Source organism: Streptomyces lacrimifluminis (assembly GCF_014646095.1).
Taxonomy (GTDB): Bacteria; Actinomycetota; Actinomycetes; order Streptomycetales; family Streptomycetaceae; genus Streptomyces; species Streptomyces lacrimifluminis.
On the sequence record NZ_BMMU01000025.1, the window covers coordinates 19,328 to 45,537 of the forward strand.

General features: G+C 71.8%; 16 protein-coding genes and 6 pseudogenes. 15 read left to right on the forward strand and 7 right to left on the reverse strand.

Annotation, left to right across the window (positions count from 1 at the left end):
• Positions 1–114: 114 nt before the first annotated feature.
• Positions 115–1,386, forward strand: a complete 1,272-nt coding sequence (locus IEY89_RS29770) for a GNAT family N-acetyltransferase (protein ID WP_189150620.1) — start codon at positions 115–117, stop codon at positions 1,384–1,386.
• 110 nt (positions 1,387–1,496) lie between these two features.
• Complete coding sequence (locus IEY89_RS29775; protein WP_189150621.1) at positions 1,497–3,188, forward strand: DUF885 domain-containing protein; 1,692 nt, start codon at positions 1,497–1,499, stop codon at positions 3,186–3,188.
• Positions 3,189–3,326: 138 nt separating this feature from the next.
• Here IEY89_RS29775 and IEY89_RS29780 read toward each other — a convergent pair whose 3' ends face one another.
• Complete coding sequence (locus tag IEY89_RS29780; protein ID WP_189150622.1) at positions 3,327–3,821, reverse strand: immunity 21 family protein; 495 nt, start codon at positions 3,819–3,821, stop codon at positions 3,327–3,329.
• A 77-nt stretch (positions 3,822–3,898) separates the two neighbouring features.
• Here IEY89_RS29780 and IEY89_RS29785 point away from each other — a divergent pair, with 77 nt between their 5' ends.
• Positions 3,899–4,702, forward strand: a complete 804-nt coding sequence (locus IEY89_RS29785; RefSeq protein WP_189150623.1) for an ATP-grasp domain-containing protein — start codon at positions 3,899–3,901, stop codon at positions 4,700–4,702.
• A 44-nt stretch (positions 4,703–4,746) separates the two neighbouring features.
• On the opposite strand, the gene IEY89_RS29790 is transcribed toward IEY89_RS29785, so the two are convergent.
• Positions 4,747–5,229, reverse strand: a complete 483-nt coding sequence (locus IEY89_RS29790; RefSeq protein ID WP_189150624.1) for a rhodanese-like domain-containing protein — start codon at positions 5,227–5,229, stop codon at positions 4,747–4,749.
• A 140-nt stretch (positions 5,230–5,369) separates the two neighbouring features.
• Here IEY89_RS29790 and IEY89_RS29795 point away from each other — a divergent pair, with 140 nt between their 5' ends.
• Positions 5,370–5,816, forward strand: a complete 447-nt coding sequence (locus IEY89_RS29795; RefSeq protein ID WP_189150625.1) for an Lrp/AsnC family transcriptional regulator — start codon at positions 5,370–5,372, stop codon at positions 5,814–5,816.
• Between the two features lie 36 nt (positions 5,817–5,852).
• Here the strand turns inward: IEY89_RS29795 and IEY89_RS29800 are convergent, their stop codons facing one another.
• Both IEY89_RS29800 and IEY89_RS29805 read right to left on the reverse strand, forming a co-directional pair.
• Positions 5,853–8,837, reverse strand: a complete 2,985-nt coding sequence (locus IEY89_RS29800) for an AAA family ATPase (RefSeq protein WP_189150626.1) — start codon at positions 8,835–8,837, stop codon at positions 5,853–5,855.
• 178 nt (positions 8,838–9,015) lie between these two features.
• Positions 9,016–10,179 (reverse strand): exonuclease SbcCD subunit D, encoded by a 1,164-nt coding sequence (locus tag IEY89_RS29805; protein WP_189150627.1) that lies wholly within the window; start codon positions 10,177–10,179, stop codon positions 9,016–9,018.
• 312 nt (positions 10,180–10,491) lie between these two features.
• Between IEY89_RS29805 and IEY89_RS41005 the strand changes: the two are divergent.
• The 4 genes and pseudogenes from IEY89_RS41005 to IEY89_RS42010 all read left to right on the forward strand — a co-directional run.
• Positions 10,492–10,751 (forward strand): annotated as a pseudogene (locus tag IEY89_RS41005) (MerR family transcriptional regulator); the annotation flags it as partial.
• A pseudogene (locus tag IEY89_RS41010) lies at positions 10,741–10,875 on the forward strand (universal stress protein); the annotation flags it as partial. The pseudogenes IEY89_RS41005 and IEY89_RS41010, both read left to right, overlap by 11 nt.
• Positions 10,876–11,193: 318 nt before the next feature.
• Positions 11,194–12,408: a PP2C family protein-serine/threonine phosphatase gene (locus IEY89_RS29815; RefSeq protein ID WP_189150705.1), complete on the forward strand. Its 1,215-nt coding sequence runs from the start codon at positions 11,194–11,196 to the stop codon at positions 12,406–12,408.
• A gap of 304 nt (positions 12,409–12,712) precedes the next feature.
• Positions 12,713–12,809, forward strand: a pseudogene (locus tag IEY89_RS42010) (phosphorothioated DNA-binding restriction endonuclease); the annotation flags it as partial.
• 132 nt (positions 12,810–12,941) lie between these two features.
• On the opposite strand, the gene IEY89_RS29820 reads toward IEY89_RS42010, so the two are convergent.
• Both IEY89_RS29820 and IEY89_RS29825 read right to left on the reverse strand, forming a co-directional pair.
• Positions 12,942–15,674, reverse strand: coding sequence for a cation-translocating P-type ATPase (locus IEY89_RS29820; protein WP_229695474.1), 2,733 nt, complete (start codon positions 15,672–15,674; stop codon positions 12,942–12,944).
• Between the two features lie 2 nt (positions 15,675–15,676).
• Positions 15,677–16,555, reverse strand: coding sequence for a universal stress protein (locus IEY89_RS29825; protein ID WP_189150707.1), 879 nt, complete (start codon positions 16,553–16,555; stop codon positions 15,677–15,679).
• A 637-nt stretch (positions 16,556–17,192) separates the two neighbouring features.
• Between IEY89_RS29825 and IEY89_RS29830 the strand changes: the two genes are divergently transcribed.
• From IEY89_RS29830 to IEY89_RS42015, 3 genes and pseudogenes are all read left to right on the forward strand, one after another.
• Complete coding sequence (locus IEY89_RS29830; RefSeq protein WP_189150628.1) at positions 17,193–19,574, forward strand: phosphoketolase family protein; 2,382 nt, start codon at positions 17,193–17,195, stop codon at positions 19,572–19,574.
• 311 nt (positions 19,575–19,885) lie between these two features.
• A pseudogene (locus IEY89_RS29840) lies at positions 19,886–20,306 on the forward strand (GNAT family N-acetyltransferase); the annotation flags it as partial.
• 380 nt (positions 20,307–20,686) lie between these two features.
• Positions 20,687–20,947 (forward strand): annotated as a pseudogene (locus tag IEY89_RS42015) (sensor histidine kinase); the annotation flags it as partial.
• A gap of 152 nt (positions 20,948–21,099) precedes the next feature.
• Here the strand turns inward: IEY89_RS42015 and IEY89_RS29845 are convergent.
• Positions 21,100–21,801, reverse strand: coding sequence for a response regulator (locus tag IEY89_RS29845; protein ID WP_189150629.1), 702 nt, complete (start codon positions 21,799–21,801; stop codon positions 21,100–21,102).
• Between the two features lie 258 nt (positions 21,802–22,059).
• Here IEY89_RS29845 and IEY89_RS29850 point away from each other — a divergent pair, with 258 nt between their 5' ends.
• The 4 genes and pseudogenes from IEY89_RS29850 to IEY89_RS29865 form a co-directional block, all read left to right on the forward strand.
• The gene (locus IEY89_RS29850) at positions 22,060–22,656 is read left to right on the forward strand and encodes a universal stress protein (RefSeq protein WP_189150630.1); all 597 of its coding nucleotides are present in this window, start codon (positions 22,060–22,062) and stop codon (positions 22,654–22,656) included.
• 203 nt (positions 22,657–22,859) lie between these two features.
• Positions 22,860–23,108: a hypothetical protein gene (locus IEY89_RS29855; protein ID WP_189150631.1), complete on the forward strand. Its 249-nt coding sequence runs from the start codon at positions 22,860–22,862 to the stop codon at positions 23,106–23,108.
• A gap of 132 nt (positions 23,109–23,240) precedes the next feature.
• Positions 23,241–25,466, forward strand: coding sequence for a protein kinase domain-containing protein (locus tag IEY89_RS29860; protein ID WP_189150632.1), 2,226 nt, complete (start codon positions 23,241–23,243; stop codon positions 25,464–25,466).
• A gap of 24 nt (positions 25,467–25,490) precedes the next feature.
• Positions 25,491–25,754 (forward strand): annotated as a pseudogene (locus IEY89_RS29865) (HipA family kinase); the annotation flags it as partial.
• Positions 25,755–26,210 lie beyond the last annotated feature (456 nt).

Here is a 26,210-nt window from a genome sequence, read left to right on the forward strand (position 1 = left end):
CCCGCACGCCCGACAGTAATCGTGCAGGAGTAAACAAAAGGGGCGGAATGCAACTTAACCCTTCGGTCACAGTACGTTCGTGATCACGCAACACCGTTGGCGCATGGTGGCTGCATGACTCGAAAAATATCTGAGGAAACCCCCGCGGCGGACGGCCGCCCGGTACGACAGTGGCGGCGGGACGTCGTCGAACTCGCCGCGCTGCTGCGCACATGGTGGGCAAGCCGCCACGGTCACGCACCGCCGGACGACGCCGAGGCCGGCACGGGCATCGGTACGGACACGGGTGCCGGCGCGAGCGTGCTGTGGCGGATGCGGACGACGGTGAAGGACGAACCGGGATCGCTCGCCGCGCTGTGCATCGCCCTCGCCGAGCGGCGTATCGACATCCTCAGCCTCCAGACGCATCCACTGGCCCGGGGCACGGTCGACGAGTTCCTGCTGCGCGCGCCCGGTGACCTCGCCGCCGCCGAGATCTCCGGGTCGGTGTCCCGGGCCGGCGGTGCCGGGACGTGGATCGAGCGGGCCGACGCCCACGATCTCGTCGACGCGCCGACCCGGGTGCTGGGCCTGGCCACCCGTACGGCCCTGGACGCGGCCGAACTGCCGCTCGCGCTGCGCCAGTTGCTCGGGCGGTGCACCATCCGTTCGCTGCCCGGCGGTGCCTCGGCGGCGCGGGAGGGCGTACCGGTCGAGGGCGCCCTGGAGCAGACGGACACGGTGATGCGGCTGCGTGCGCCGGAAGGCGGAGTGATCACCGTGGAGCGGCCGTATCTGCCGTTCACCCCGACCGAGTTCGCCCGGGCGCGGGCCCTGGTGGAGCTGGACGCGCGGCTCGGCCCCCGCATCCCGCACGGTCAGGACGTACTGACGCTGCCCCGGGGCAACGCCATCACCGTACGGCGGGCCGACGCGAGCGACCTGGACGCGGCGAAGGCGATGCACGAGCGCTGCTCACCGCGCACCCTCTCGCTCCGCTACCACGGTCCGATGGGCGACGCCGACCGCTACCTGGGCCACCTCCTCAGCCCGCGCTACGGCCGCACGCTGGCCGTCCAGACGGCGTCGGGACGGGTGGTCGGCCTCGGTCATCTCCTCTGGGACGGCGACGAGACCGAGATCGCGCTGCTCGTCGAGGACGAGTGGCAGCGGCGCGGTATCGGCGGCGAACTCCTGCGCCGGCTGGTGTCGATGGCGCGCGAGGCGAACTGCGAGCACGTGTACGCCGTCACGCAGTCCTCCAACACCGGCATGGTCGCCGCGATGCGCGCCCTCGGTCTGCCCCTCGACTACCAGATCGAGGAGGGCACCCTCGTCATCACGGCCCGCCTGGACGCGACCCCGGTCGCCATCCCGAGGTCGTACGACCACAGCGCGCGAGACTGATCGGGAACCGGCTGCGCCCACGACCGGCCCGGTGGCCTCCACCGGGCCGGTCGCGCGTTCCGACCCGAATCGACGTGACGCCGGCCGCCGTCGCATACGAGGATGAGCGCATGTCAGACATCAAGAACCCGCTGCCCCGTGAGGTCGCCGACACCTACGTCGACGAACTCATCGCCCTCGACCCGGTCACCGGTACGTATCTCGGCGTGAAGGAGAGTTCGAGCCGGCTCCCGGACACCTCGCCCGCCGGCCAGGAGGCACTGGCGGAGCTGGCGCGGACGACGCTGGCACGGCTGGACGAGGCCGAGCGCCGGCCCGGCGCGGACAGTGACATCGAGCGGCGCTGCGGGCGCCTGCTGCGCGAGCGGCTCACCGCCGAACTGGCCGTGCACGAGGCCGGCGAGGGCCTGTGCGCGGTCGGCAACATGCACACGGCCGCACACTCGGTGCGCGAGGTGTTCACCGTGACGCCGACGGAAACGGACGAGGACTGGGCGGCGGTCGCGGAGCGTCTGCGCGCGGTTCCGGCCGCGCTGCGGGGCTACCGGGAGAGCCTGGCCCTGGGCCTGGAACGCGAGCTGTACGCGGGTCCGCGTCCCACCGCCACGTTCGTCGAGCAGCTCGGCGAGTGGTCCGACCTGGAGGGCAAGGGCCTCGGCTGGTTCGAGGACTTCGCGTCGGCCGGCCCCGAGGCGATGCGCACCGAGCTGGAAGAGGCTGCCCGGGGCGCGGACGCGGCCGTCGTCGAACTGCGGGACTGGATGCGGGACGTGTACGCCCCAGCCGTCGAGAGCGCGCCGAACACGGTGGGCCGTGAGCGGTACGCGCGCTGGTCGCGCTACTGGAACGGCACGGATCTGGACCTGGACGAGGCGTACGCGTACGGCTGGGCGGAGTACCACCGTCTCCTCGGCGAGATGAAGCTGGAGGCCGAGAACATCCTGCCCGGCGCCGCGACGCCGTGGGTGGCGCTGGCCCATCTCGACGAGCACGGCAAGCACATCGAGGGCGTCGACGAGGTCCGCGACTGGCTCCAGGGTCTGATGGACCAGGCGATCGAGGCGCTGGACGGCACGCACTTCGAACTCGCCGAGCGAGTGAAGAAGGTGGAGTCCCGCATCGCGCCCCCCGGCAGCGCGGCGGCGCCGTACTACATGGCCCCGTCGGAGGACTTCTCCCGCCCCGGCACCACCTGGCTGCCGACGATGGGCCAGACCCGCTTCCCCGTGTACGACCTGGTCTCGACCTGGTACCACGAGGGTGTCCCCGGCCACCACCTGCAGCTCGCGCAGTGGGCGCACGTCGCCGAGAACCTCTCCCGCTACCAGGCCACCGTCGGCGGTGTCAGCGCCAACTGCGAGGGCTGGGCGCTGTACGCCGAGCGCCTCATGGACGAGCTGGGCTATCTCACGGACGCGGAGCAGCGCCTCGGCTACCTCGACGCCCAGATGATGCGGGCGGCCCGCGTCATCGTCGACATCGGCATGCACGTGGAGCTGGAGATCCCGGCGGACTCGCCGTTCCACCCCGGCGAGCGCTGGACCCCGGAACTGGCGCAGGAGTTCTTCGGCGCCCACAGCAGCCGCCCCGCGGACTTCGTGGAGAGCGAACTGACGCGCTATCTGACCATTCCCGGCCAGGCCATCGGCTACAAGCTGGGCGAGCGGGCGTGGCTGCTGGGCCGGGAGAACGCCCAGCGCCGCCACGGCGACGCCTTCGACGCGAAGGCCTGGCACATGGCCGCGCTGTCGCAGGGCTCACTGGGGCTGGACGACCTGGTGGACGAGCTGTCCCGGTTGTGAGGTAGCCCGCCGAGAGCAACTCGGCGGCCGGGTAGGGAGGTTGCGGGGCCCGTGGGGCTCGGGGGTACACCCCGAGCCCCCGGGCCGCTGTACTCACGTCAGCCCGACAGCCCGTCAGTCGGTCAGTCGGTCAGTCGGTCAGTCGGTCAGCCTCCGCAGCAGTACGAGGCCCATCCACGTCTCCGGCCCCGGCTCCACGTACGCCGCCCGCACCGCGTACCGCCCCGGCGCCAGTTCGACCCGCAGATGGCCGGTCCGGTCCGTCTCCCTGCCCGGCCAGGCCGGGTCGAAGAGGAGCACGTCCCCCGGTGTCTCCCACGCCCTGTCCGGCTCCCACTCCGCCGCGGCGAGCGCCGCCGGGACACAGGCCAGCAGTTCGTCCTCGGAGTCGGCGGCGGACCACCGTACGAAGGTGTCGTGCTCCGGCAGGAACGCGGTCGAGGCGGGTTCGTCACCGAGGACGAGAGCGGTGGTGTCGCCGACGGGCACGAAGCCGATGAGGCCGTCCACCTCACAGGCCCGGTCGTAGTCCGTCGACAACTCGTCGCCGTCCGCCCCCGACCAGAACGGCAGCACCGCTTCCGGTACCGCGATGAGCGGTCCACCACCCGACTCCACCCACTCAACTGCCATACGCAGCAACCTACACGCAGTGCGCGTCCGTGAATTCGCTGTCCCCCGCCCCTCCCCATGGGCCACCCTCGACTTCCATGAACGCCCGAACTCTCTTTCTCTCCCCACGTGTTACCGCGACCGGACACGCCCTGGCCGACGCGGCGCGCGGACGTGCCATGCACGTCGAGGTTCTGCGCGAGTGGCGGGTGCCCGAGGAGTGGCGAGCTGCCGAGGGCGCGACGCTGTACGCCGGGCCACTGTTCGCGGACGCGGTGGCCGCCGAGCTGGGGCTCGGGCTGCTGGAGGCGGCGCCCGACTGGCTGGCCCGGCTGCCGTGCGAACTCACCCACAGGGAGATCGAGTTCAGCACCGTCGCCGAGGCCCGGCAGCTGCGGCGGCCCGCCTTCGTGAAGCCGCCCAACGACAAGAGCTTTCCCGCCAGCGTCTATCCGGACGGCAGCCGGCTGCCAGGTCCCGACGCGGTCGACGACGGCACGCCGGTGCTGGTGAGCGACATCGTGACGTTTGCCGTGGAGTACCGGCTGTTCCTGCTCGACGGTGAAGTCCGCACCGGTAGCCGGTACTTGACACGCGGTGAGCTGGATGTCGGCCCGCTCGACGAGGATCCCCGAGAGGCGGAGGTACTGGACTTCGCGGGGCGTCTGGCGTCCCAGCACCTGCCGAGTGCCGTCGTCGTGGACGTCGGTCTGCTGTCGGAGGGCTCGGAGGGCTCGGAGTGGGCGGTCGTCGAGGCCAACGCAGCCTGGGCCAGCGGGCATTACGCCTGCGATCCGGTCGCCGCCCTCGATGTCGTCCTGCGTGCGGCCCGCCCGGAAGGGGAGTTCGGCTCGGCGGACCGCGTCTTCCTGCGCCCGCTGCCCGAGGTCGTGCGGGACTGAGGGGCACCGCGGAGATGAGTCCGGGACTGCGGCTCGCGTCTGCTTCAGCAGCCGCAGTCCGTCGCGTCCACCGGGGCCGTCAGTGCGTCGGGGGCGCGTCGTTCCTGGCCCTCCCACGTCTCGAACGCGAAGCCCTCCCGCACCCAGTACTCGAAGCCGCCGAGCATCTCCTTGACCTGGTAGCCGAGTTGGGCGAGCGCGAGGGCGGAGCGAGTCGCACCGTTGCAGCCGGGTCCCCAGCAGTACGTCACCACCGGTACGGACCTGTCGAGCAGCTCGGCGGCCTGCTCGGGGATCAGGGCCGTGGGCAGGTGGAGGGCGCCCGGGATGCGGCCCTGATCCCAGGACTCGGTGGAACGCGAGTCGACTGCCACGAACCCGGGGTCGCCGCCCGCCGCAAGGGCGGCGGCCACGTCGGACACGTCGGCGTGGAAGGCGAGACTCGCGGCGAAGTGGGCGGCGGCCTCGGCCGGGGAGGCCGGAGCGACGCGCAGGACGGGGTTGACGACGGTCGCACTGACACTCATGAGCTGCTGCCCTTTCCCTGGTGGGAGCCCGGCCCTGGACTCCATGTCCAGAAATCTACGGCCGACGATCACCTCACCTGAAGGTGTAATCCACGCCCTTTCCCTTGATCGGCCGGGGATTCCCCTGCTATTCCTCGGGCATGAGCACGTTTTCCCCGGACGCCACGGACTGGCGCATCCTCGATGTCCTCCAGCGCGACGGCCGTGCCACCTTCGCCGAACTGGCGCGCGCCGTCGCGATGTCCCCGAGCGCGGTCACCGAGCGGGTGCGGCGGCTGGAGGAGGCCGGTGTCATCCAGGGGTACGCGGCGGTCGTGGACCCGGAGCGGCTCGGCCTGCCGATCCTCGCGTTCGTCCGGCTCAGATACCCGAACGGCAACTACAAGCCGTTCCACGACCTGGTCGGCGTGACACCGGAGATCCTGGAGACGCATCACGTGACGGGTGACGACTGCTTCGTGATCAAGGTCGTCGCGCGGTCGATGCGGCATCTGGAGGAGGTGTCGGGGAAGATCGGCGCGCTGGGCTCGGTGACCACGAGCGTCGTCTACTCCTCGCCGCTCCCCCGCCGCGCCGTCGGCCAGTGAGCGCCCGAGCGCCACCGGCCCGCCCGGTCGACGGCCTCACTCGCCGCCCCGCTGCCGCACCACCGACCCCGATCTCCCCTTCACCACCTCAAGCTGGGCATGGATCCGCCGCCGCAGGTCCGGCACATGGCTGACGATGCCGACGCTGCGGTCGCGCTCTCGCAGCGAGTCGAGGACGTCGAGGACCTCGTCCAGCGTCTGGTCGTCGAGGCTGCCGAAGCCCTCGTCGATGAAGAGGGTGTCGAGGCGGACCCCGCCGGCCTCGTCCGTGACGACGTCCGCGAGACCGAGGGCGAGGGCGAGCGAGGCGAAGAACGTCTCGCCGCCGGACAGCGTCGCCGTGTCCCGTTCACGGCCGGTCCAGGCGTCGACGACGTGCAGCCCGAGGCCGCTGCGGCCCCGCCCGGCCCGGTCGTCGGAGTGGACCAGGGTGTAGCGCCCGGACGACATGCGCCGCAGCCGTGCCGTCGCGGCGGCGGCCACCTGTTCCAGACGGGCCGCGAGGACGTACGACTCCAGCCGCATCCTGCGTTCGTTGTCGGCCGAGGTGCCCGCGGTGAGGGTGGCGAGGCGGGCCACCCGGTCGTGGGCGGCCCGCAGCGGCGCGAGTCGTCGTACCGCCGTGGCCGAGCGGGCGGACAGCCGGTCCAGTTCGGTGCAGCGACTCGCGGCGGCGTCGCGCGCGGAGGCGGCCTCCCGCAGCCGACGGGCCGCGGCCGAGGCCGCCTGTTCCGCGCCCGTGAGGTCGGCGGGCGGCTGCTGCGCTGCGGCCACGGTGTCGGTCTCGGCGAGGGCGGCCCGCACGGCGGCCTCCTCGGACTGCCAGGCGTCCAGCCGCTGTTGGAGTTCACGGTGGGCCACGTCGTCCAGGAGGGCGTCCGTCGCCGCGCGTGGTGTCTCGAACCCGGCACGGTAGGCGGCGTCGGCGAGGCGGGCGTCGGCGTCCTTGAGACGCTGGGCGGCGTCCTCGGCGCCGCGCGCCGCCTCGGCCGTCTCGGTGAGCAGCGCGACCTGCCGTTCCAGCTGCGCGGCCCGCACGGCGACGCTCTCGGCGCCGCCCCGGGCCTGCGTCAACTCCTCCTCCAGCATGGCCCGTTCACGGTCGAGCGTGTCCCTTCGGGCGACCCGGGACGCGGTCCTGACCGCCGCCTCCTGCTGGGCGGTGCTGCGGCGCTCACGCTCCTGCTCGGCCCGGCGCAGCTCCTCGTGCGCGGAGTGCAGCCCGGAGGCGTCGCGCCGCGCCTCCTCGTACCGCCGCTCCAACTCCTCTGCGTGCCCGGCGAGTTGACCGGTCGGCGCGTCCCCGGCCTCGGCGGTGGCAGCCGCCAGCGCCTCCCGTACGAGGCCCAGTCGGCGTTCGTCCTCGGTGCGCCGCTCGTCGGCCCGCTGGTGGGCGGCCAGCGCGCGTTCCTCCGCCTCGCGGTCGATGTGTCCGGCGATCTTCCGTGCGGGTGCCGGGTGTTCGGTGGCCCCGCAGACCGCGCAGGGTGCGCCGTCGCTGAGGTTGGCGGCCAGTTCGGCGGCGATGCCGTTCAGCCGCTGTTCCTTGAGGTCGAGCCAGTGGGCCTTCGCCGCCGTGGCACGCTCCCGCGCCGCCAGTACGTGGGTCTGCGCCTCGTCCGTGTCCCGGGCGAACGTGTCGCGCTGGCGGGCTGCCCTGAGCCGGTTCCGCGCGGGTTCCCGCTGGACGGCGAGCTGTTCGGCCCTGGCGGCGGCCTCCTGGGCCGACTCGATACGGGTCTGGAGGCCCGCTCTCGTCGTCCCCCAGTCGGCCAGCCAGCTCTCGGCGTCGTGCAGGACATCCTCGTCGGCGCGCTCCTGACGGTCCAGGTCGGCGCGCTCGGCGACGAGTCGACCCAGCCGCTGTTCGGCGCGGCGGGCGGATTCGAGGCCGCCCAGTTCCTCGGCGGCCCGGCGCGCGGCGGCTGCCAGTCCACCGGCGCCGGCGTCCATGAAGGTGTCCGGCAGCAGGCCACGCGCGTGTCTCTCGGCGTCGGCCGCGCGCCGGTGCTCGGTCTCGGCCGCCTCCCGGAGCTCCAGTGCGGGCGCGACAGCCTCGGCCTTGCGGGCCCGCTCCATCCGCGCCCGGTCCTCCCGGTGGGCGTCCGCCCGCTCCTCCAGCCGCCCGGCCCGCTCCCGCGCCTCGTCGAACCGGCACTGCAACCGCGCCGTTTCCCGTACGTCGGCCAGCGCGCCGTCGGCCGCGATCTGCGCGGATTCGGCGGCGGCGCGGGCGCAGTGGGCGATGGTGAGCAGCTCACGCGCGGTGCAGCGAGCCACGGCGGCGGCGCCCATGATGGCCTCGGCCAGCCCCGGTTCACCCGGCGCGAGGCCGGGCAGCTCCATGGCGTCACCGGCTGCCTGGTGCATACGGTGGGCGTCGGCCAGCAACTCCGCGTCCCCTTCGCGCACTTCGGCTTCGGCGGCGCGCCGGCGATCCGCGAGGCGCTTCTCGACCTCGGCGAAGCGATGGGTGTCGAAGAGGCGGCCGAGCAGCTTGCCGCGGGCCTCGGCGTCGGCGCGCAGGAAGCGGGCGAAGTCGCCCTGGGGCAACAGCACGACCTGGCAGAACTGTTCGCGGCTCATGCCGAGCAGCTGGGTGATCTCCTCGCCGATCTCCTGGTGGGAGCGGCTGAGATCCTTCCAGGACCCGGCCGAGGCGTCGTACTCACGCAGCCGGCTCTGGGCCTTGTCCAGCGTCGTGCCCGCGCCGCGCTTCTTGGGGCGCTCCCAGGGCGGCTGCCGGGTGAGCTCCAACCGGCGTCCGGCGACGGTGAGTTCGAGGGTGACCTCGGTGCGGGTGCCGGGCGCCGCATGGTCGCTGCGCAGGGAGCCGCCCTGGCGGGCGCCGGGCACCGAGCCGTACAGGGCGTAGCAGACGGCGTCCAGGACGGAGGTCTTGCCCGCGCCCGTCGGACCGTGCAGGAGGAAGAGCCCGGCGGCCGACAGCTCGCCGAAGTCGACCTGCTGGGCGCCGCCGAAGGGCCCGAAGGCCGTGATGTCCAGCCGGTGCAGCCTCACCGGGCACCCTCCGGGTTCGGGTCGACGTGGCGGCGGTGCGCCGGGCAGCCGCAGGCCGGGGCGGCTGCTGTTCCCGCGTCGATGCCGGTCTTCCCGGAAACAACTCCCCCGCGGGCCCTGGCTCTCCCGGTCCAGCCGCTCCGCCCGCTCCCCGGAGTCCGCGCAGTCCGCGCCGCCGTCATCGCGCCACCTCCCGTACCGTCTCGTCCGCCCGCACCGCGTCGAACGCGTCCCGCAGGACGCCCCGTTCGTGCTCGTCGGCTCCCGCACCCCGCACATGCAGGACGAAGTCCTCGGCGATCTCCTGGTCGCCGCGCCCCGCCAGGCGCCGCGCGTACGTCACGTCCGGGTCCCCGGGTGGCCGCTCCGGATCGAAGGCGAGGCTGAGGGTGTGCGGGAACCGTTCCGTGAGCCGGGCCATGGGGTCGGCCGGGCGCACCGCGTCGGTGAGCGTGGCCTCGACCCACGCGTCCTCGTGACGGGCGAGGTCCGGATCGGCGAGCAGCTCTTCGAGTGCCCCCCGGATACGGGCGAGCGGGCGCGGCACCGGGCAGTCGACGCGCTCCGCGGTGACCGAGCCGTCGCCCGCCAGGTCGATCAGCCACATGCTCTTGCGGTGGTCGGCCTCCGAGAAGGAGTACGGCAGCGGGGAGCCCGAGTAGCGCACGCGCCCGGTGATGGTCTGGCAGCCGTGCAGATGGCCCAGCGCCACGTAGTCGACGCCGTCGAACACCCCTGAGGGCACGGCGGCGACCCCTCCGACGGTGATGTCCCGCTCGCTGTCGCTGGCCTCGCCACCGGTGACGAAGGCGTGGGCGAGGACGACGGAACGGGTGCCCTCCGCGCGCGTGGCGAGATCGGCGCGGACCCGGTCCATGGCGGCGGCGAGGACGCTCTCGTGGCCGGCCTTCTCCACCCCGAACTCGTCCTTCACCAGAGCCGGTTCGAGATAGGGCAGGCCGTAGAAGGCGACCTCGCCGAAAGCGTCGCGGAGGACCACCGGTGTCCCGGCGGCCGTCGGGTCGGTGCGCAGATGGATGCCGGCGCGGTCGATGAGCCCGGCGCCGACGCCGAGGCGGCGGGCCGAGTCGTGGTTCCCGGAGATCATCACCGTGGGCACGCCGAGGCCGGCGAGCCGGTGCAGCGCGTCGTCGAAGAGCTCGACCGCGGCCAGCGGGGGCACCGCCCGGTCGTACACATCACCCGACACGACCACCGCGTCGACCTCGCGCTCGCGCGCGACGGAAACGAGATGGCCGATGAACTCGGCCTGCGCCCCGAGCATGTTCACCCGGTGAAAGGCGCGGCCGAGATGCCAGTCGGACGTGTGCAGAAATCTCAAGACACTGCTCCGACCCGCATGTTTCCCCCCTACTTCGCCCCTGGACTCAGCACCGAACCAGCACGGTTCCCGCTCTCAGCACCGACCACGCTAGCGCCTGTCAGTACCTGGTCCATCACGGACCTCAGTCTGCCACCGGCATCTGGCGTCAGGTGGCCGTAGATGTCTGCCGTGATCTGAACGGTCGCGGGGCCAAGCCGCCAGTCGTCCGCGTAGTCCCGCACAAGAATCCTGCAGATGGTGTAGCAGTTCCTTCGGGGCCCTGGTGCCAATGGCACCAGGGCCCCTCCCCGTATTCCACGGAGAGGTGCGATGACAGCGGACGACTCCTACAACCGTCTTGGTGACGACTACCCCGGCTACACCATGGCCCGGGCCGCCGAACTGCTCGGCACCACCGAAGCTTCCTCCGCGCCATCGGCGAAGCCCGCCTCATCACCCCGCTGCGCTCCGCCGGCGGACACAGGCGCTGCTCCCGCTACCAGCTGCACATCACAGCCCGAGCCCGCGAACTCGTCGACCACGGGACCCCCATCGACGCCGCCTGCCGCATCGTCATTCTCGAAGGAGAGCCGTGCCGCGGCCGAGTGGACCGCGCGCGAGGCGCAGTTCCTCGGCCTGCCACTGAAGCTGGTCCAGGTCTGGGAGCCGGTACCGGACCGTATCAGCGAAAGCATCCCAGCCATCGCCACTGAGGGGAACGCACAGCTGCGGGCGACGAGCCGGCGCATGACGTGCATGGGGACTCTCGACAGCGGATGAACTGCGGGGCGTGCTGTGCTGTGGGACAGCTGACGTTTCGGATTCAACGACAATGAATCTAGCCGTACGGGGTGAGCACGCTGGGGATTGATGGGGCGGCTGCCCCTGAGCTTTACCCGCCCGGCGCTGCACGGTCACAGGACGACTAGAGTCAGCATGCCTGTCCCCTTACCCAGCGGTGTGCCGGGGTTCGGCTGGGGCTGGTGGGTGGGAGAAGCTCCTGTGAATGATCAGGACCGGGGGAGCTGGAAGATGCTGGCCGGTCTGCTGGCCTCGAGCCAGCTGATACCCCTTGAGTGGTTGCCGGCCAGGACGGCCGAGCACGCGGCGTCCGCGGGGTTCACCCAGGCGCTGATCTATCTGGCGGACCTGCAGCGCGAGGTGCTGCAACTGCTGACCGGCCACGGACTGGACGCCGCGGGTGAACCCGGCGGCGAGGAGACCGGGATCAGGATCGAGGGCACGCTGCCGGGCCGGGCGTACCAGTACGGGCAGATACTGCGCGGTGTCCGCTCGGATCCCGAGGAACAGCAGTGGTGGGTGCCGTTGCTCAACGGCACCGAGCGCCTGGGCGTACTGCGCCTGACCACGCGGGCCGATGACGCGCGCACGCGCGAGGACATGGAACTGCTCGCCTCCCTGATCGCGCTGATCATCGTCAGCAAACGGCAGAGCAGTGACTCCTATGCCCGGCTGATGCGCACCGGACCGCTGAACATCGCGGCCGAGATGCAGTGGCATCTGATGCCGCCTCCCACCTACTCCGACAGCCGCGTGGCGATCTCCGCCGCGATGGAGCCGGCGCACCACGTCAGTGGCGACGCCTATGACTACGCCACCGCCGGCTCGGTGGTGCACGTATCGATCTTCGACGCGATGGGCCACGACACCGCCGCCGGTCTGACCGCGGCCCTGGCCATGGGCACCTGCCGCAACACACGCCGCCAGGGCGGGAGTCTGCTGGACATCGGCGAAGCGGTCGAGGACGCGCTGATCAAGCAGTACCACCAGACGCGATACGTCACCGGCATCCTGGCCGATCTCGACACGGACACCGGAGTCCTGACCTGGGTCAACCGGGGCCACATGCCACCGGTGCTCATTCGCGCGGGCCGTTCGAGCAGTCAGTTGAGCTGCAAACCCGCACACCCGATGGGCACCGACCTGGGGCTGGAAGCCACGATGTGCCGTGAACAGCTGGAACCCGGCGACCGCATCGTGTTCTACACCGACGGCATCACCGAAGCCCGCGGCAGCGGCGACACCGAACTCGGCGTGGACCGCTTCATCGACTTCCTGATCCGCCACCATGCCGACGGACTGCCCGTCCCCGAAACGCTGCGCCGTCTCATCCACGCCCTCCGCGACTACCACGACGGCCAACTCCAGGACGATGCCACCATCCTGATCTGCCAATGGCTCGGCCCCGCCGATGCCCCCACGGCCCCAGGGACGGGCAGCACCTGAACGGCCCTGTCACACCGCCGGGGCGCCGGACCATCACACCCAACCGGTGGCGCCAACTTCGTCCGCAGGCCGACGCTCCTTGACCGGTCGACAGAGGACGACCGGCGAATCGTCGAAGTGATCGACACCGAGCGCCTCGGGCCTGCGAGTCGGCCTTCGAGGCCGTATGGGCGCGGGCGACACCCCACTCAGCTTTCCAGCGGGCCTGACAAGCTCGAAGAACACTTGCGCAGCGACATGGCATCGCCCTCTTCGAGCGTTCAGGAAACCCGCAGGGCTGTCGGTAGACGCCTGAGCGAAATCCGGCCCGCAGCCGGGCGCACGCCCTGTCGCCCGACCACCTCGCCCGGCACTCCGGTCAGGTCTTCCACGGCGCTCCACGCCCTGCCACGCCGACCTGACAGGTCTACCGCCGAACCTGGCGATGGGCGCAAAGTCCACCAGGAGCCGTCCATGGGGCCACGGTGTCATCCCCGGTCCGTGCGGTCCCGCGAAGGCGCCTGGTGATGCCGCAGACGGTCGGTCCCCGTGGCTCACGTGGCCGCGCGGCCCAGCCGTGCGCGCCCGGCGCGCCAGGCGTGCTCGGTCAGGAGCACGGTGGAGGCGGTGGCGAGACAGATCGCCCACTGGGCGGGACTCAGGGAAACGGTGTCGAAGACTCCCTGGGCTACGGGCACCTGTACGGCGATGACCTGGAGGACGAGGACGGCGGCCAGGCAGATCCACAGGGTGCGGTTGTGCAGCTGGTGGCGGCCGAGGACGGGGCCGTCCTCGCTGCGCGCGGCCAGGGCGTTGAACAACTGGAAGAGGACGAAGGTGGTGAAGGCCATAGTGGCCGCGGTCTCGGTGTCGGTGAGGTTGCGGGCGGTGGCGAAGACGGCCAGGGTGCCGGCGGCCATGACGAGGCCGGAGCGGGTGATGGCGGCCAGGCGGTGGACGTTCAGGATGCGCTCACTGGGAGAGCGTGGCGGGCGGTGCATCACGTTGTCCTGCGGAGGGTCGACGCCCAGGGCCATGGCGGGCGGTCCGTCCATGATGATGTTGACCCACAGCAGCTGGACCGCGGACATGGGCGCCGGCAGTCCGGCCAGCACGGTGGCGAGCAGGGTGAGGATCGCGCCGATGTTGGTCGACAGCTGGAAGCGGACGAAGGTGACGATGTTGTCGTAGATGGAGCGGCCTTCGCGCACCGCGCGGACGATGGTGGAGAAGTCGTCGTCGGTGAGGACCATGTCGGCGGCTTCTTTGGCCACGTCGGTGCCGGTGATGCCCATGGCGACGCCGATGTGGGCGGCGCGCAGGGCTGCGGCGTCGTTGACGCCGTCGCCGGTCATGGCCACGATGTGGCCCTTCCGGGAGAGCGCGCGGACGATGGTCACCTTGTGTTCGGGGGCGACCCGGGCGAAGACGCCGACGTTCTCGATGCGGTCCGCGAGGTCCTGTTCGCTCATCCGGGCCAGTTCGATGCCGGTGACGACCTCGCCGGTGATGCCGAGTTCGCGGGCGATGGCGGCGGCGGTGTCGGCATGGTCCCCGGTGACCATTTTGACGGTGACACCGGCGGCCTGGGCGAGGGCGACAGCATCACGGGCCTGGGGGCGGGGCGGATCGGCGATCCCGGCGATCGCGGTCAGCGTCAGCCCTGTCACCTCTCGCGGGTTCGGCTCGTCGGTGGTGGCGGTCGCCGCCCCCAGGACACGCAGGCCCTGGCCGGCCATCCGCCGGGCGGCGTCGGCGACCTCCCGGCGGCGCTCCGCGTCGAGGAGTACGGGTCCGTGTTCGGTCAGGACGTGGGTGCAGCGGTCCAGGAGGACGTCGACGCCTCCTTTGACGTGGGTGCGGGCGCGGCCGTCGGCGTCGGTGTGGAAGGTGGCCATGTACTTGTCGGCCGGATCGAAGGGGATCTCACCGGTACGCGGCGTGTGGGTGCGCAGTTCGGCGTCGAGACCCGCTTTGGCGGTGAGCACGATCAGGGCGGCCTCGGTGGGGTCTCCGATGATGCCGTCCGGGGTGAGGCGCGCGTCGTTGCACAGTGCGAACGGCAATACCGCTTCGTGAAGGTCCGCGTCGGGACGGTCCGCGGTGTGCTGCCCGTCGGTGAGGCGCACGGTGCCGGTGGTGTCGTAGCCTTCGCCGGTCACGTCGTAGCTGCGGCCGGCGGCCCACAGGGCGCGGGTGGTCATCTCGTTCAGGGTCAGGGTGCCGGTCTTGTCGCTGCACACCACGGTCGCGGAGCCGAGTGCCTCGACGGAGGCCAGGCGTTTGACGATGGCGCCGCGCTGGGCCATGCGGTAGACGCCCAGGGCCAGGGTGAGCGCGAGAACGGCGGGGAGGCCCTCGGGGATCGCGGCGACCGCCAGGGCCACCGCGCGCAGCGTGAGATCGGCCAGTTCCTCGCCGCGGACGAGGCCGACGAGCGCGTAGGCGGCCACGGCGATGCCGCTGATCAGGGCCAGGCGCCGGCCCAGACTGTCCATCTGGACCTGGAGCGGGCTGGGCGGGTCCGTACCGGTGCGCAGCGCCTCGGCGATCGCGCCGACCTCGGTGCCCATGCCGGTGGCCGTGACGATCATCTCGGCGCGGCCACGGGTGAGCGCGGTGTTCATGAAGAGCATGCCGGTGCGCTCGGCGACGGGCACGGGTTCGTCGCCGTCGGCCGCTGTGAGCGCGGTCGTCTTGGCGACGGGCTGGGACTCGCCGGTCAGCGCGGCCTCGGCGGCCTCGACCGACTCGGCGACCACCAGGCGCCCGTCGGCCGGAACGCGGTCACCGGCTTCCAGAAGGACGACGTCGCCGGGCACCAGGATGCCGGCCGGGATCTCGCTCACCCGGCCGTCCCGGCGGACGCGCGCGGTGGGGACCAGCATCTGGCGCAGTGCTTCCAGGCTGTGCTCGGCGCGGCGTTCCTGCAGGTAACCGATGGTGGCGTTGATGACGAGGACGGCGGCGATGACGACGGCGTCCTTGATCTCGCCGATGATTCCGGCGACGACGGCGGCGGCGAGCAGGATGCCGATCAGCCAGCTGCGGAACTGGTCCAGCAGGCGTAACCACTGCGGTCGGCGGGCCGGTTCGGCCAGTTCGTTGGCGCCCCAGGCGTCGGCCCGCTGCTCGGCGTCGGCCGTGCTCAGGCCCGTGGCCGGGACCACGCCGAGCAGGTCCGCCACCTCGGCGGCCTCGCGTTGACAGGCGTCCACCACCAATCGCGGGGGCGTCTTCGCGGGCGGGGCGTGGGGCCCGGCCGCGACGGGGGTCTGCTGAGGCACGGTCACTCCTTGCCGCGGACGACGGCGACGGGGCAGTGCGCGTGGTGCAGCAGGGCCTGGCTGACCGAGCCGAGCAGCAGTCCGGTGAAACCGCCCCGGCCCCGGGCACCGACCACCATCAGCTGGGCGGACCGGCTCGCCTCGATCAACGCCTCCCGCGTCCTGCCGTGCACCGCCTGGTGCTCCACCACCACATCCGGGTACTTCTCCCGCTGGCCGGCGAGTGCCTCGTGCAGCAGTCGCTCCTCCTCGTCGGCGAGCGCGCCGGGAGGGTTCGCGTACGGGGCGGACGCGTCCTGCGGTGCGGGCATCGGCGCGTTCCACGTGGTCCAGGCGTGCAACGCCAGCAAGGGGGCCTTGCGCAGCTCGGCCTCGGCGAAGGCGAAGGCCACCGCCCGTTCGCCCGCGGCCGAACCGTCGGCGCCCAGCACGATCGGGCCGTCGGCGGCGGGCTGTTCGCGCACCACCAGCACCGGACACCTCCCGTGCGCCGCGAGATGCGCCGCCGTAGACCCCACCAACAGCCCGACGAACCCACCCATGCCACGGGACCCGATCACCACCAGTTCGGCCGAACGCGACTGCGCCTCCAGGACCGTCAGAGGCTCACCGGTCACCACGGCATGACTGACATCGACCTCCGGTGCCACAGCGCGCGCCCGCTCCACCGCCTCGGCCAGCACACGTTCCACCATGTTCCGGATCCCGCCCTCGGGCGGGCCGAGCGGCGACGGGCCCAAGGGCACATGCGTCGCGGGCCAGATGAACGCATGGACCACCCGCAGGCCCGCCCCGCGCAACCTCGCCTCCCGGGCCGCCGCCTCGACCGCGGCGAGACCCGAAGCCGACCCGTCCACACCTACGACCACCAGACCACTCATCGTGTCTCCCATGTTGTGGATGCCATTGCCTTCCGCCTCCAGGCTCGCCCCCCTCACACCCCGCTGCCATGGGGCTTGACGGCCACTATCAGGGCCGACCGGCCCTTTCTCACGACGACGAGTGACCGAAACATGCGCTGTTGCCCTGCTGTAGGCGTCTCCCGGGGTGAGCCCAGCTGCCCGATGATCGCCCCGGCCCCAGCCTCCGCGCCGACAGCCACCTGAGGCGTCGGCAACTCTGAGCCAAGTCGTCGTTCGTCCGCGCAGACGACTGGCTGCGCCGGCCACAGGTCCCCGGCAGGGGCCGGTCGGCCCCTGCCGGGGACCTGTGGCCCCTCCCCCACGAGCCCGATCGGCACGAGGCTGGAACCGGGTCGTGCGATCCCGGTTCAGGAGGTCGAGACCATGTCCCGCAACGTGACCGCGGGCCTCGACGGCCGGCCGAAGACCGCGCCGCCACCGAACAGGCGGTCAGGGAGGCCGAATCGTGCGGCCTGCGGCTGAAGCGCCACAGGCGGGTACACGTGCTCCGAGACGCGTTCGAACGCGGGGACCTTCGAATACCACGACAAGCGAGCGCCCTCGGTTGACGCGTCCCACCGAAGCCCGACTCGTCTCGACGACTTACGGAGTCACCGTGTCCAAGGTCGAACACCAGAACAGCACCGTACTGACCGACGAGGAACTGCGCACCCTGGACGCCCACTGGCGGGCCGCCAACTACCTGGCCGTGGGCCAGATCTACCTGCTGGCCAACCCACTGCTCACCGAGCCCCTGAAGCCCGCGCACATCAAGCCGCGGCTGCTCGGCCACTGGGGCACCTCGCCCGGCCTGAACCTCGTGTACACGCACCTCAACCGCGTGATCAAGGCTCGCGGTCTCGACGCGCTGTGCGTATGGGGGCCGGGTCACGGCGGGCCGGCCGTGCTCGCGGGCTCCTGGCTGGAGGGCAGCTACAGCGAGACCTACCCGGACGTCTCACGGGACGCGGAGGGCATGGACCGGCTGTTCCGTCAGTTCTCCTTCCCCGGCGGTGTGCCCAGCCATGTCGCGCCGGAGACACCCGGCTCGATCCACGAGGGCGGAGAGCTCGGCTACTCACTCGCACACGCCTACGGCGCCGCCTTCGACAACCCGGACCTGCTGGTCGCCTGCGTGATCGGTGACGGCGAGGCGGAGACCGGGCCGCTGGCCGCGTCCTGGCACTCCAACAAGTTCCTCGACCCGGTGCACGACGGCGCGGTCCTGCCGATCCTGCACCTCAACGGCTACAAGATCGCCAACCCGACCGTGCTCTCCCGCCTCCCGGAGTCCGAACTCGACGAACTGCTGCGCGGCTACGGCCACGAACCGATCCACGTCACCAGCGACGACCCCCATGAGATCCACCGCGCCATGGCCGACGCCTTCGACCAGGCCCTGGACCGCATCGCCCGGACGCAGCGCACAGCCCGCGAGGACGGCACGACCGAGCGCACGCACTGGCCCATGATCGTGCTGCGTACGCCGAAGGGCTGGACGGGCCCCGCCGAGGTCGACGGAGTTCCGGTCGAGGGCACCTGGCGCGCGCACCAGGTCCCGCTGTCCGGCGTACGCGAGAACCCGGAGCACCTGCGGCAGTTGGAGACCTGGCTGCGCTCGTACCGTCCCGAGGAGCTGTTCGGCGCCGACGGTCGGCCCAGCGCCGACGTCCTCGCCTGTGTCCCCGAGGGGACCCGCCGACTGGGTGCCACCCCGCACGCCAACGGCGGCCTGCTCGTACGTGACCTGCCGATGCCGTCCCTCGACCGCTTCGCCGTCCCCGTCGACAAGCCGGGCGTCACCCTGCACGAGCCGACCCGGGTCCTCGGCGACCTCCTCGAACAGGTCATGCGGGACACATCGCAGCGGCGTGACTTCCGTCTGGTGGGCCCGGACGAGACGGAGTCCAACCGGCTCGGCGCCGTCCTCAACGCCAGCGCAAAGGCCTGGCAGGCCCAGACCCTCCAGGTGGACGAGCACCTGGACCGGCACGGCCGGGTCATGGAGATCCTCTCCGAACACCTCTGCCAGGGCTGGCTGGAGGGCTATCTGCTCACCGGACGGCACGGCCTGTTCTCCTGCTACGAAGCGTTCGTCCACATCGTCGACTCGATGGTCAACCAGCACATCAAGTGGCTGAAGACATCGAGGGAGTTGGCATGGCGGGCCCCGATCGCCTCCCTCAACTACCTTCTGACGTCGCATGTCTGGCGTCAGGACCACAACGGCTTCTCGCACCAGGACCCCGGGTTCATCGACCACGTCCTCACCAAGAGCCCCGAGGTCGTACGGGTCTATCTGCCGCCGGACGCCAACACCCTGCTGTCCGTGGCGGACCACGTCCTGCGCAGCCGCGACTACGTCAACGTGATCGTCGCGGGCAAGCAGCCCTGCTTCGACTGGCTGTCCATGGACGAGGCCCGCGCCCACTGCGCCCGCGGTGCCGGTATCTGGGACTGGGCGGGCACATCGAACAGCGAGCGGGAACCGGACGTCGTGCTGGGCTGCGCCGGCGACGTGCCCACCCTGGAGATCCTGGCCGCCGCGCAGTTGCTCAGGAACCACCTGCCGGAACTGGCCGTCCGGGTCGTCAACGTCGTCGACCTGGCCCGGCTGCTGCCGCGCGAGGAACACCCGCACGGAATGGGCGAGTTCGAATACGACGGCCTGTTCACCACCGACAAGCCGGTGATCTTCGCCTACCACGGCTACCCCTGGCTGATCCACCGCCTCTCCTACCGCCGCGCGGGCCACGCCAACCTGCACGTCCGCGGCTACAAGGAGATGGGCACCACGACCACCCCGTTCGACATGGTCGTCCGCAACGACATGGACCGCTACCGGCTGGTCATGGACGTCATCGACCGCGTCCCCGGCCTCGGCGTCCGCGCAGCCGCCGTACGCCAGCAGATGGCCGACGCACGCACCCGCCACCACGCCTGGATCCGCGAACACGGCACCGACCTGCCCGAGGTCACCGACTGGACCTGGACCTGACCCAGGTGAACGGAACCCTGGTCAGGGTCTTCGGCCGGTACGACAACGAGTGGGGCTGCGCCAACCGGCTCCTCGGCCCCACAGCACTGGTGGCCGACGACTGAGGCCGCCGAAGCACAGGCCGGCGTCACCCCCGCAACGGGCCCATGCCCGCACCCCCGATGTCAGCCGGGTGCCGGCCTGGGCCCGTTGCGCGTGTGGGACCAGGCATTGGGGCCGACCGGCCCCCCACACACCCGGACAGCCCATGGGATCTCCGCTCGATCCACTGGATGCTCGAAGTGGCGAAAAGCCTGGAGGAGAGACCCACGATGACGGATGACACACTCAGCCGACCCACGGTCCATGCCCTGCTCTCGGACGGCACCACGGTGTGCATACGTCCTGTGCGGCCAAGCGATCACGAGCAACTGCAGAGGCTCTACGAGGACATGTCCGCGGAGAATCTGCGGCTGCGGTTCTTCGCGGCGAGCCGACGTTCCGCCGCGCTGGCCGCCGACCCGGGCCTGTGCGCCGCCGCGCCCCGGACACCGGGCGCTGATGGCCGAGTCGCGGGGGCAGGTGATCGGCCTGGCCGAGTACGAGGCCGGCGACGACGCGGCCTCGGCCGAGATGTCCATCGCCGTGGCCGACACCCTGCACCACCACGGCGTCGGCACGCTCCTCGTCGAGCACCTGGTCTCCGCCGCCCGCGCTGACGGCATCACCACCTTCACGGCGGACGCGCTCTCCGGAAAGGGCGGAGACTTCCGCGACTTCGAGCAGGTCGAGGCGTGGGCCGCACGGATCGGCACCGGGTTCACGGCCGAGTCGCAAAGGATCCGAAGCTCGCCGAGACTGCGTCAACCGCCGTGACGGCAGGAGGGACGGCAGCCACGGCGGTCGCGGTCCGCGCGGTAGGCGCATGGAACGGGGCCGCGGTGGAACCGGCGCCGTGCTTGAGGGAACGGTCCCCGGCGCCGAGATGCCGACCTGGCCCCGGCCCGTCCGACAGCCGTGTCGAGGCCTCCGGACAGTACGGTGAAGACAGGGGAACCGGTTCGAGCCGCCCTGTCTGGTGTGTCGGTCGGAGGAGGTCATGGGCGAGGATCGACGCGGCGGTTTTGAGGAGCATGTGCCCAAGCTGCGGCTCGACGAGCTGCTGGGCGAGCTGCAGGTGCCCATCGACGCGGTGCGCGGGACCCGGGACCGCCTGCACAGCCTGCTGGAACGCGGCCCGGCACTCGGGAGCACAGGCGGTGGACGTCCGGCTCCAGTGCGCCGGGGGCGAGTTGACGCTCACGGTGACGGACGACGGTTGCGGGGTGCCGGATGGCGTCGGACGCAGCGGGCTGAAGACCATCGGGGAGCGGGCCGTCGCCCTCGGCGGAACCCTGGCACTAGGCGAACGGCCGGAGGGCGGCGGCACCCGGCTGGTGTGGCAGGTTCCCGTGAGTGCGGACGATGCCCGGACGGGGGCTGACCGCAGAGGGCCCGGCCCCGTCGGCCCGGACGACGAGTCGGGGCGAGGCAGGGCAGCGCGGACTCATCGCGCCGGACGGTCGGGGGAGGCGGGCTGTTCGAGATGGCTGGCCAGGACCGCCGCCTGGACGCGGCGCTGGACGCCGAGCTTGGCCAGCAGCCGGGAGATGTGGTTCTTCACCGTCTTCTCGGACAGGTAGAGCCTCTTGCCGATCTCACGGTTGGTGAGCCCGTCCCCGATCAGCGCGAGGATGTCCCGCTCGCGGGGTGACAGGCCGGCGAGCTCGGGTGCGGGTGCCAGCTGCTCGGTGGGGTCCGCCCGCAGGGAGCGCATCAGGCGGGCGGTCGTCGCCGGATCCAGCATCGACTGGCCGGAAGCGACCATGCGGACCGCCGCGACCAGGTCGGACCCCCTGATCTGTTTGAGCACATAGCCCGCAGCCCCGGCCATGATCGCGTCGAGCAGCGCTTCCTCCTCGTCGAAGGACGTCAGCATCAGACAGGCCAGCTCCGGCATCCGGCTGCGCAGCTCACGGCAGACACTGATCCCGTCACCGTCCGGCAGGCGTACGTCGAGGACGGCCACGTCCGGGCGCAGCGCCGGCCCGCGCACCAGCGCGTGCTCGACGCTGTCCGCGTCGCCGACCACCGAGATGTCCGGCTCGGAGTCCAGCAGGTCGGTGAGACCGCGTCGTACGACCTCGTGGTCGTCCAGCAGGAAGACCCGGATCGGGTTCTGCTCCGTGAAGCTACGTGCCTCGGCCATGACGACCCCTCGTTCGCTGGTGGACCACGGGCCACGGTCCGTGGTCCCACGGACCACATGCCGACTGTGATGACGATCGTCACCCGTCCGAACCGCACGCACCAGGGCCGACCGGGCCAACCCGAGCCCGCCGCGCCGTGCACGGGCGCGGCAGCATCAGGGCCGAAGGGCTCATCGGAAGGGCCTGCCCGGCCTCTGTCCCGGTACCAGGCTCGGTGGAAGAGGGACCCATGGGCAGCAACGCTGGAGGTACGGATCATGCTTCGACATGTCACCGCGGGGATCGACGGTTCTCCCGAAAGCCTGGCAGCCGCGCACTGGGCGGCCCGGGAAGCCACCCGCCGGGGCGTCGCGCTGTGCCTGGTGCATGCCTGGGAGTGGCATCCGCGTCCGGCCCCGACCGTGCCCGCGGACATGTCCGAACGGGCCGTGGCCGAGGACCTGCCGGAACGGGTGGCGGACAGCGTGCGCGCCGCGCACCCAGGTCTGCGGGTCATCGGCCAGGCACTGGCGGACTCGCGCGTACCGGCCGGTGAGGCTGCCGTCGTCGAGGACGCCCTGGCCGGTGTCGAGGCCGGCCGGTGCGGCGGCATCGGTCTGGTGGTCGGGGTGGACCGGACCGCCGGGCCGACCAGTGCCGACGACCTGAGCGAGCACGGGGACGAGCTGGTGGTCGCGGACCTCGCCGAGTTGCACCTGCACGTCGCCGTCGAACGCATGCAGGCCCCCGCCGTCCCACGGCGCCAAAGCCGGCAGGAAGCACTGGCGGGCCACCATGCCACCGCCCACCGCACGCCCGGCCGTCCGACGCAGGCGCCCCTGTCCGCCGGACCGTCCCCTGGCCGCACCCGCTGACAGCACATCAGGAGAAAACGCCCCAGCACGCCACCGACCTGTCCGCCTTCGCCGCCGCTATCGCCCAGCACCTGCCCGGCACATAGACAGGCGAAGGCCAGACCTATCCCGCCTTCGAGGACCGGTCCCCGGCCGCCGACCGCCTCTGGGCCCGCGGTCCCGCCCACTCGGCGCTGCTGGATTTCGACCTCGAACACGGTGCGGTGCTGAACGGCCCCGACGACGCGCAGCTCTCCGTCACCGCCCGGCCGCGCCACCCGCACCAGTTCCTGGTGGCAGCGCTTAAGCCCCAGGGCGTCAAGCGGCACAACGTCAGCGTGGTGGCCGACCCGATGGGCATCAGCGTCACCGACGATCCGGTCCGCGCCTGCGCTGGACCGGCGCCGACGCCCGCTGTCTGCCGCTGTGGAATCCGCTGGCGGGGTGAAGGGCAACCGTTGCGGACCCGATGACGTCATGAGCGGAACATCTAGACTGATGGCCGGTAATGGGGATCCTCGCGGCTGATTACGGCCGCTCGACGGGGACGCGGGTCGGGGCGATGAGTTCCCACGGCCGGGCCGGAGAAGTGAGATGGGGGAGTCATGAAACCGCTCGGAGCAGGTGATCCCGCCTCTGTCGGGGAGGGCAGGTACCGGCTGGTCGGACGGCTCGGCCAGGGCGGAATGGGCGTCGTCTACTTCGGCCGGTCGCGGTCGGGCCGGGCGGTGGCCGTCAAGGTCGTACGGCCCGAACTGAGCACGGAACCGGGCTTCCGGCGCAGATTCGCCGACGAGGTGGCCGCGGCCCGCCGCGTCGGCGGCTTCCACACCGCGCCGGTCGTGGACGCCGACCCGGAGGGCGAGCCGGCCTGGCTGGTGACGGCCTACGTACCCGGCCCCACGTTGCGGGACCTGCTCGATCAGGTGGGCCCCCTGCCCGCGGACACGCTCACCGTGCTGGCCGCCGGCCTCGCCGAGGCGCTGGCCGCCATTCATCAGGCCGGGGTCATCCACCGCGACCTGAAACCCGCCAACATCATCGTCGCGGAGGACGGCCCCCGGGTCATCGACTTCGGCATCGCGCGGGCCCTCGACGGTACGGCCCTCACCCAGACCGGGTTCCAGATCGGCACGCTCGGCTTCCTCGCGCCGGAGCAGCTCACCGGCGGCACGCTCACTCCCGCGGTGGACATGTTCGCCCTGGGCGTGGTGCTCAGCCAGGCGGCGGGCAGCGCCCCCTTCGGCGACGGGGGGTCGGCCGCCTGGCCCTACCGCGTCGTCCACGAACAGCCGGATCTCACGGACGTGCCCGACCTGCTGCGCGGACTGATCGCGGCCTGTCTGGCCAAGGACCCGCTCGACCGCCCCGGCCCGTCGGAGTTCCTCGACCAGCTCACGGTCCGGCATCCGTCGGACGCCTGGCTGCCCGCCGAGGCGACCGCGCTCATACGGAGGCAGGCCCCCGCGGCGTACCTCGCGGCAGCGGACCGCCCGTCGGCCGTGCCCACCGATCCGCGCACGACCGTGTCCGCGCCTCCGGTCGGCGATGGACAGGCCATGGCCATCGATCCGCGTACGACGGTGTCCGGGCCGCCGCCGGTTGCTGATGGGCAGTCACTGGCCAGTGACCAGCGTGCGACGGTGTCCGCGCTGCCGCCGGTCGCCGAAGGGCACGCACCGGCCACTGACCCGCGCCCCGCCACGCCCACCCGGCCGGCGCCTGCCGAGGACCAGGTCGTGGCCTCCCACCCCCTGACCGTCCAGTCGCCGCCCGGCCCCGGCTTCGGGCCCCCGCCGGACTTCACGCCCGTACAGCCGCCCAGAGGGCTCGTCCCGTCCGGCGACGCCGGGGTACGGAGGGGTCGCCGAGGGACGGTCGCCGTAGCGGCGCTGCTGGTCGCGGCGGCCATCGCGGGGCTGCTCGTGTGGCAGTCCTGGACCGGTTCCGGCGAGCCCGGAGCCGACGACGCCGGCGGAACCTCGCCGTCGCCCCGGCGATCGACCCCCGCCGCTTTCCCCGACGCCCCGCTGCTGGTCCGGCTGGACACGGACCCCGGATCGTCGGAATGCCACAGCGTGATCGGCCGCCGTGACTCCACCACGGACAACCCTGAAAAGCTGATCGACGGGACCTGCGACGCCCTCCCGCAGTGGTCCCCCGACCGCAAGTCGTTCGCGTTCACCCGTAAGGCGGCGGAAGGGCCGGCCGTGTGGACGGCGAACGCGGACGGTACCGGTGTCCGCCGGATCGCCGCCATCTCGGGCGGCCGGGTCTCCTGGTCCCCGGACGGCAAGCGACTGGCCGTCCTGCGCCGAGCGGACGGTGCGCAGCAGCTGTTCACCGTGAACGTCTCGGACGGCTCAGCGCAGCAACTGACCACCGGCTCCGGGAAGGTGGAGGACCCGGCCTGGTCCCCCGACGGCAAGCTCATCGCCGTCTGCCTGCAGAAGGCGTCGGGCTGGCAGGTCCACGTCGTCGATCCGGCACAGCCGGGCGCCGAACCCCGGCAGGTGACCCACCAGCCCCGGCGGGCACTGGACCCCGTCTGGTCCCCGGACGGCCGCTACTTCGCGTACACCGCCGGAGCACCCGGCGAGGGGACGGGGGGAGACATCCGCATCGCCAGGACCGACGGCAGCGACGACGGGACACTGGTGCAGACGGCCGCCCAGGAGATGGACCCGGTCTGGTCACCGGACGGCAAGTGGGTGGCCTTCGTCCGGGGGCCCTTCGACCGGCCGGTGATCTGGGCGGTCCGCGCGGACGGCACGGGTGCCCGCAAGCTCACCACCGGCAGCACACCGGAGGGGCATCCTTCCTGGCGCTGAGGTCGGCGCTGAGGTCGGTGCTGACTGGTCCTCGTCCACTTCGACCCGGCCACCGGCGCCGACGAGCCCCACCAGGAGGTCCAGGACCTGCTGCACGCCAGTGCCGGCCTCAACCTGGGCATGGACTACCTGCCGGGCGCGAAGGACCTCACCCCTCAGGCGGCGGCCTCGTTCGACGTCGATCCCCTGGAGGCGGGCCGGATCGTCTGGCTGGACGCCCTCACCGTCAACGTGGACCGTACGACGCACAGCTCCAACCTGATGGTCTGGCCACGTTGTGCGCCACCAGGTCGAGGCGGACCTACGCGGAGCCACGCTGGTCATGATCCGCCCCGTACCAGTGGCCACAGCCCGGCTTGAGGAAGGGGCACGGGAGCGGCTCGGGACCGGCCATGGCGGCCGATGAGCGCGGAGCCAGGGGGAGATACCAGATCGGGCGTGGGCGGGCGGACGCCCCACGAGCTGCTGCGGCGCCGGATGGCGTGAGCGACGCCCCGTGGGGCCCGAAGTCCCGGCATCCGGCTGCGCGGCGAGGGCCACGAGGCAATTGCACGAGGTAATTGGGGGACTTTCCCCCATGCGCCCGGTGTACGCGGCGGGCACATTGGTGGCCATGTCTCAGCACGACGTCACCACGCGTGCGCAACCGAGGGGAAGTCGATGGGCAGAAAAGCGTTACTCCGGGTCCTGATGGTCGCCGTGATGGCGGGTTCCGCGGTGACCTTGACCGCGGGGCCCGCGAGC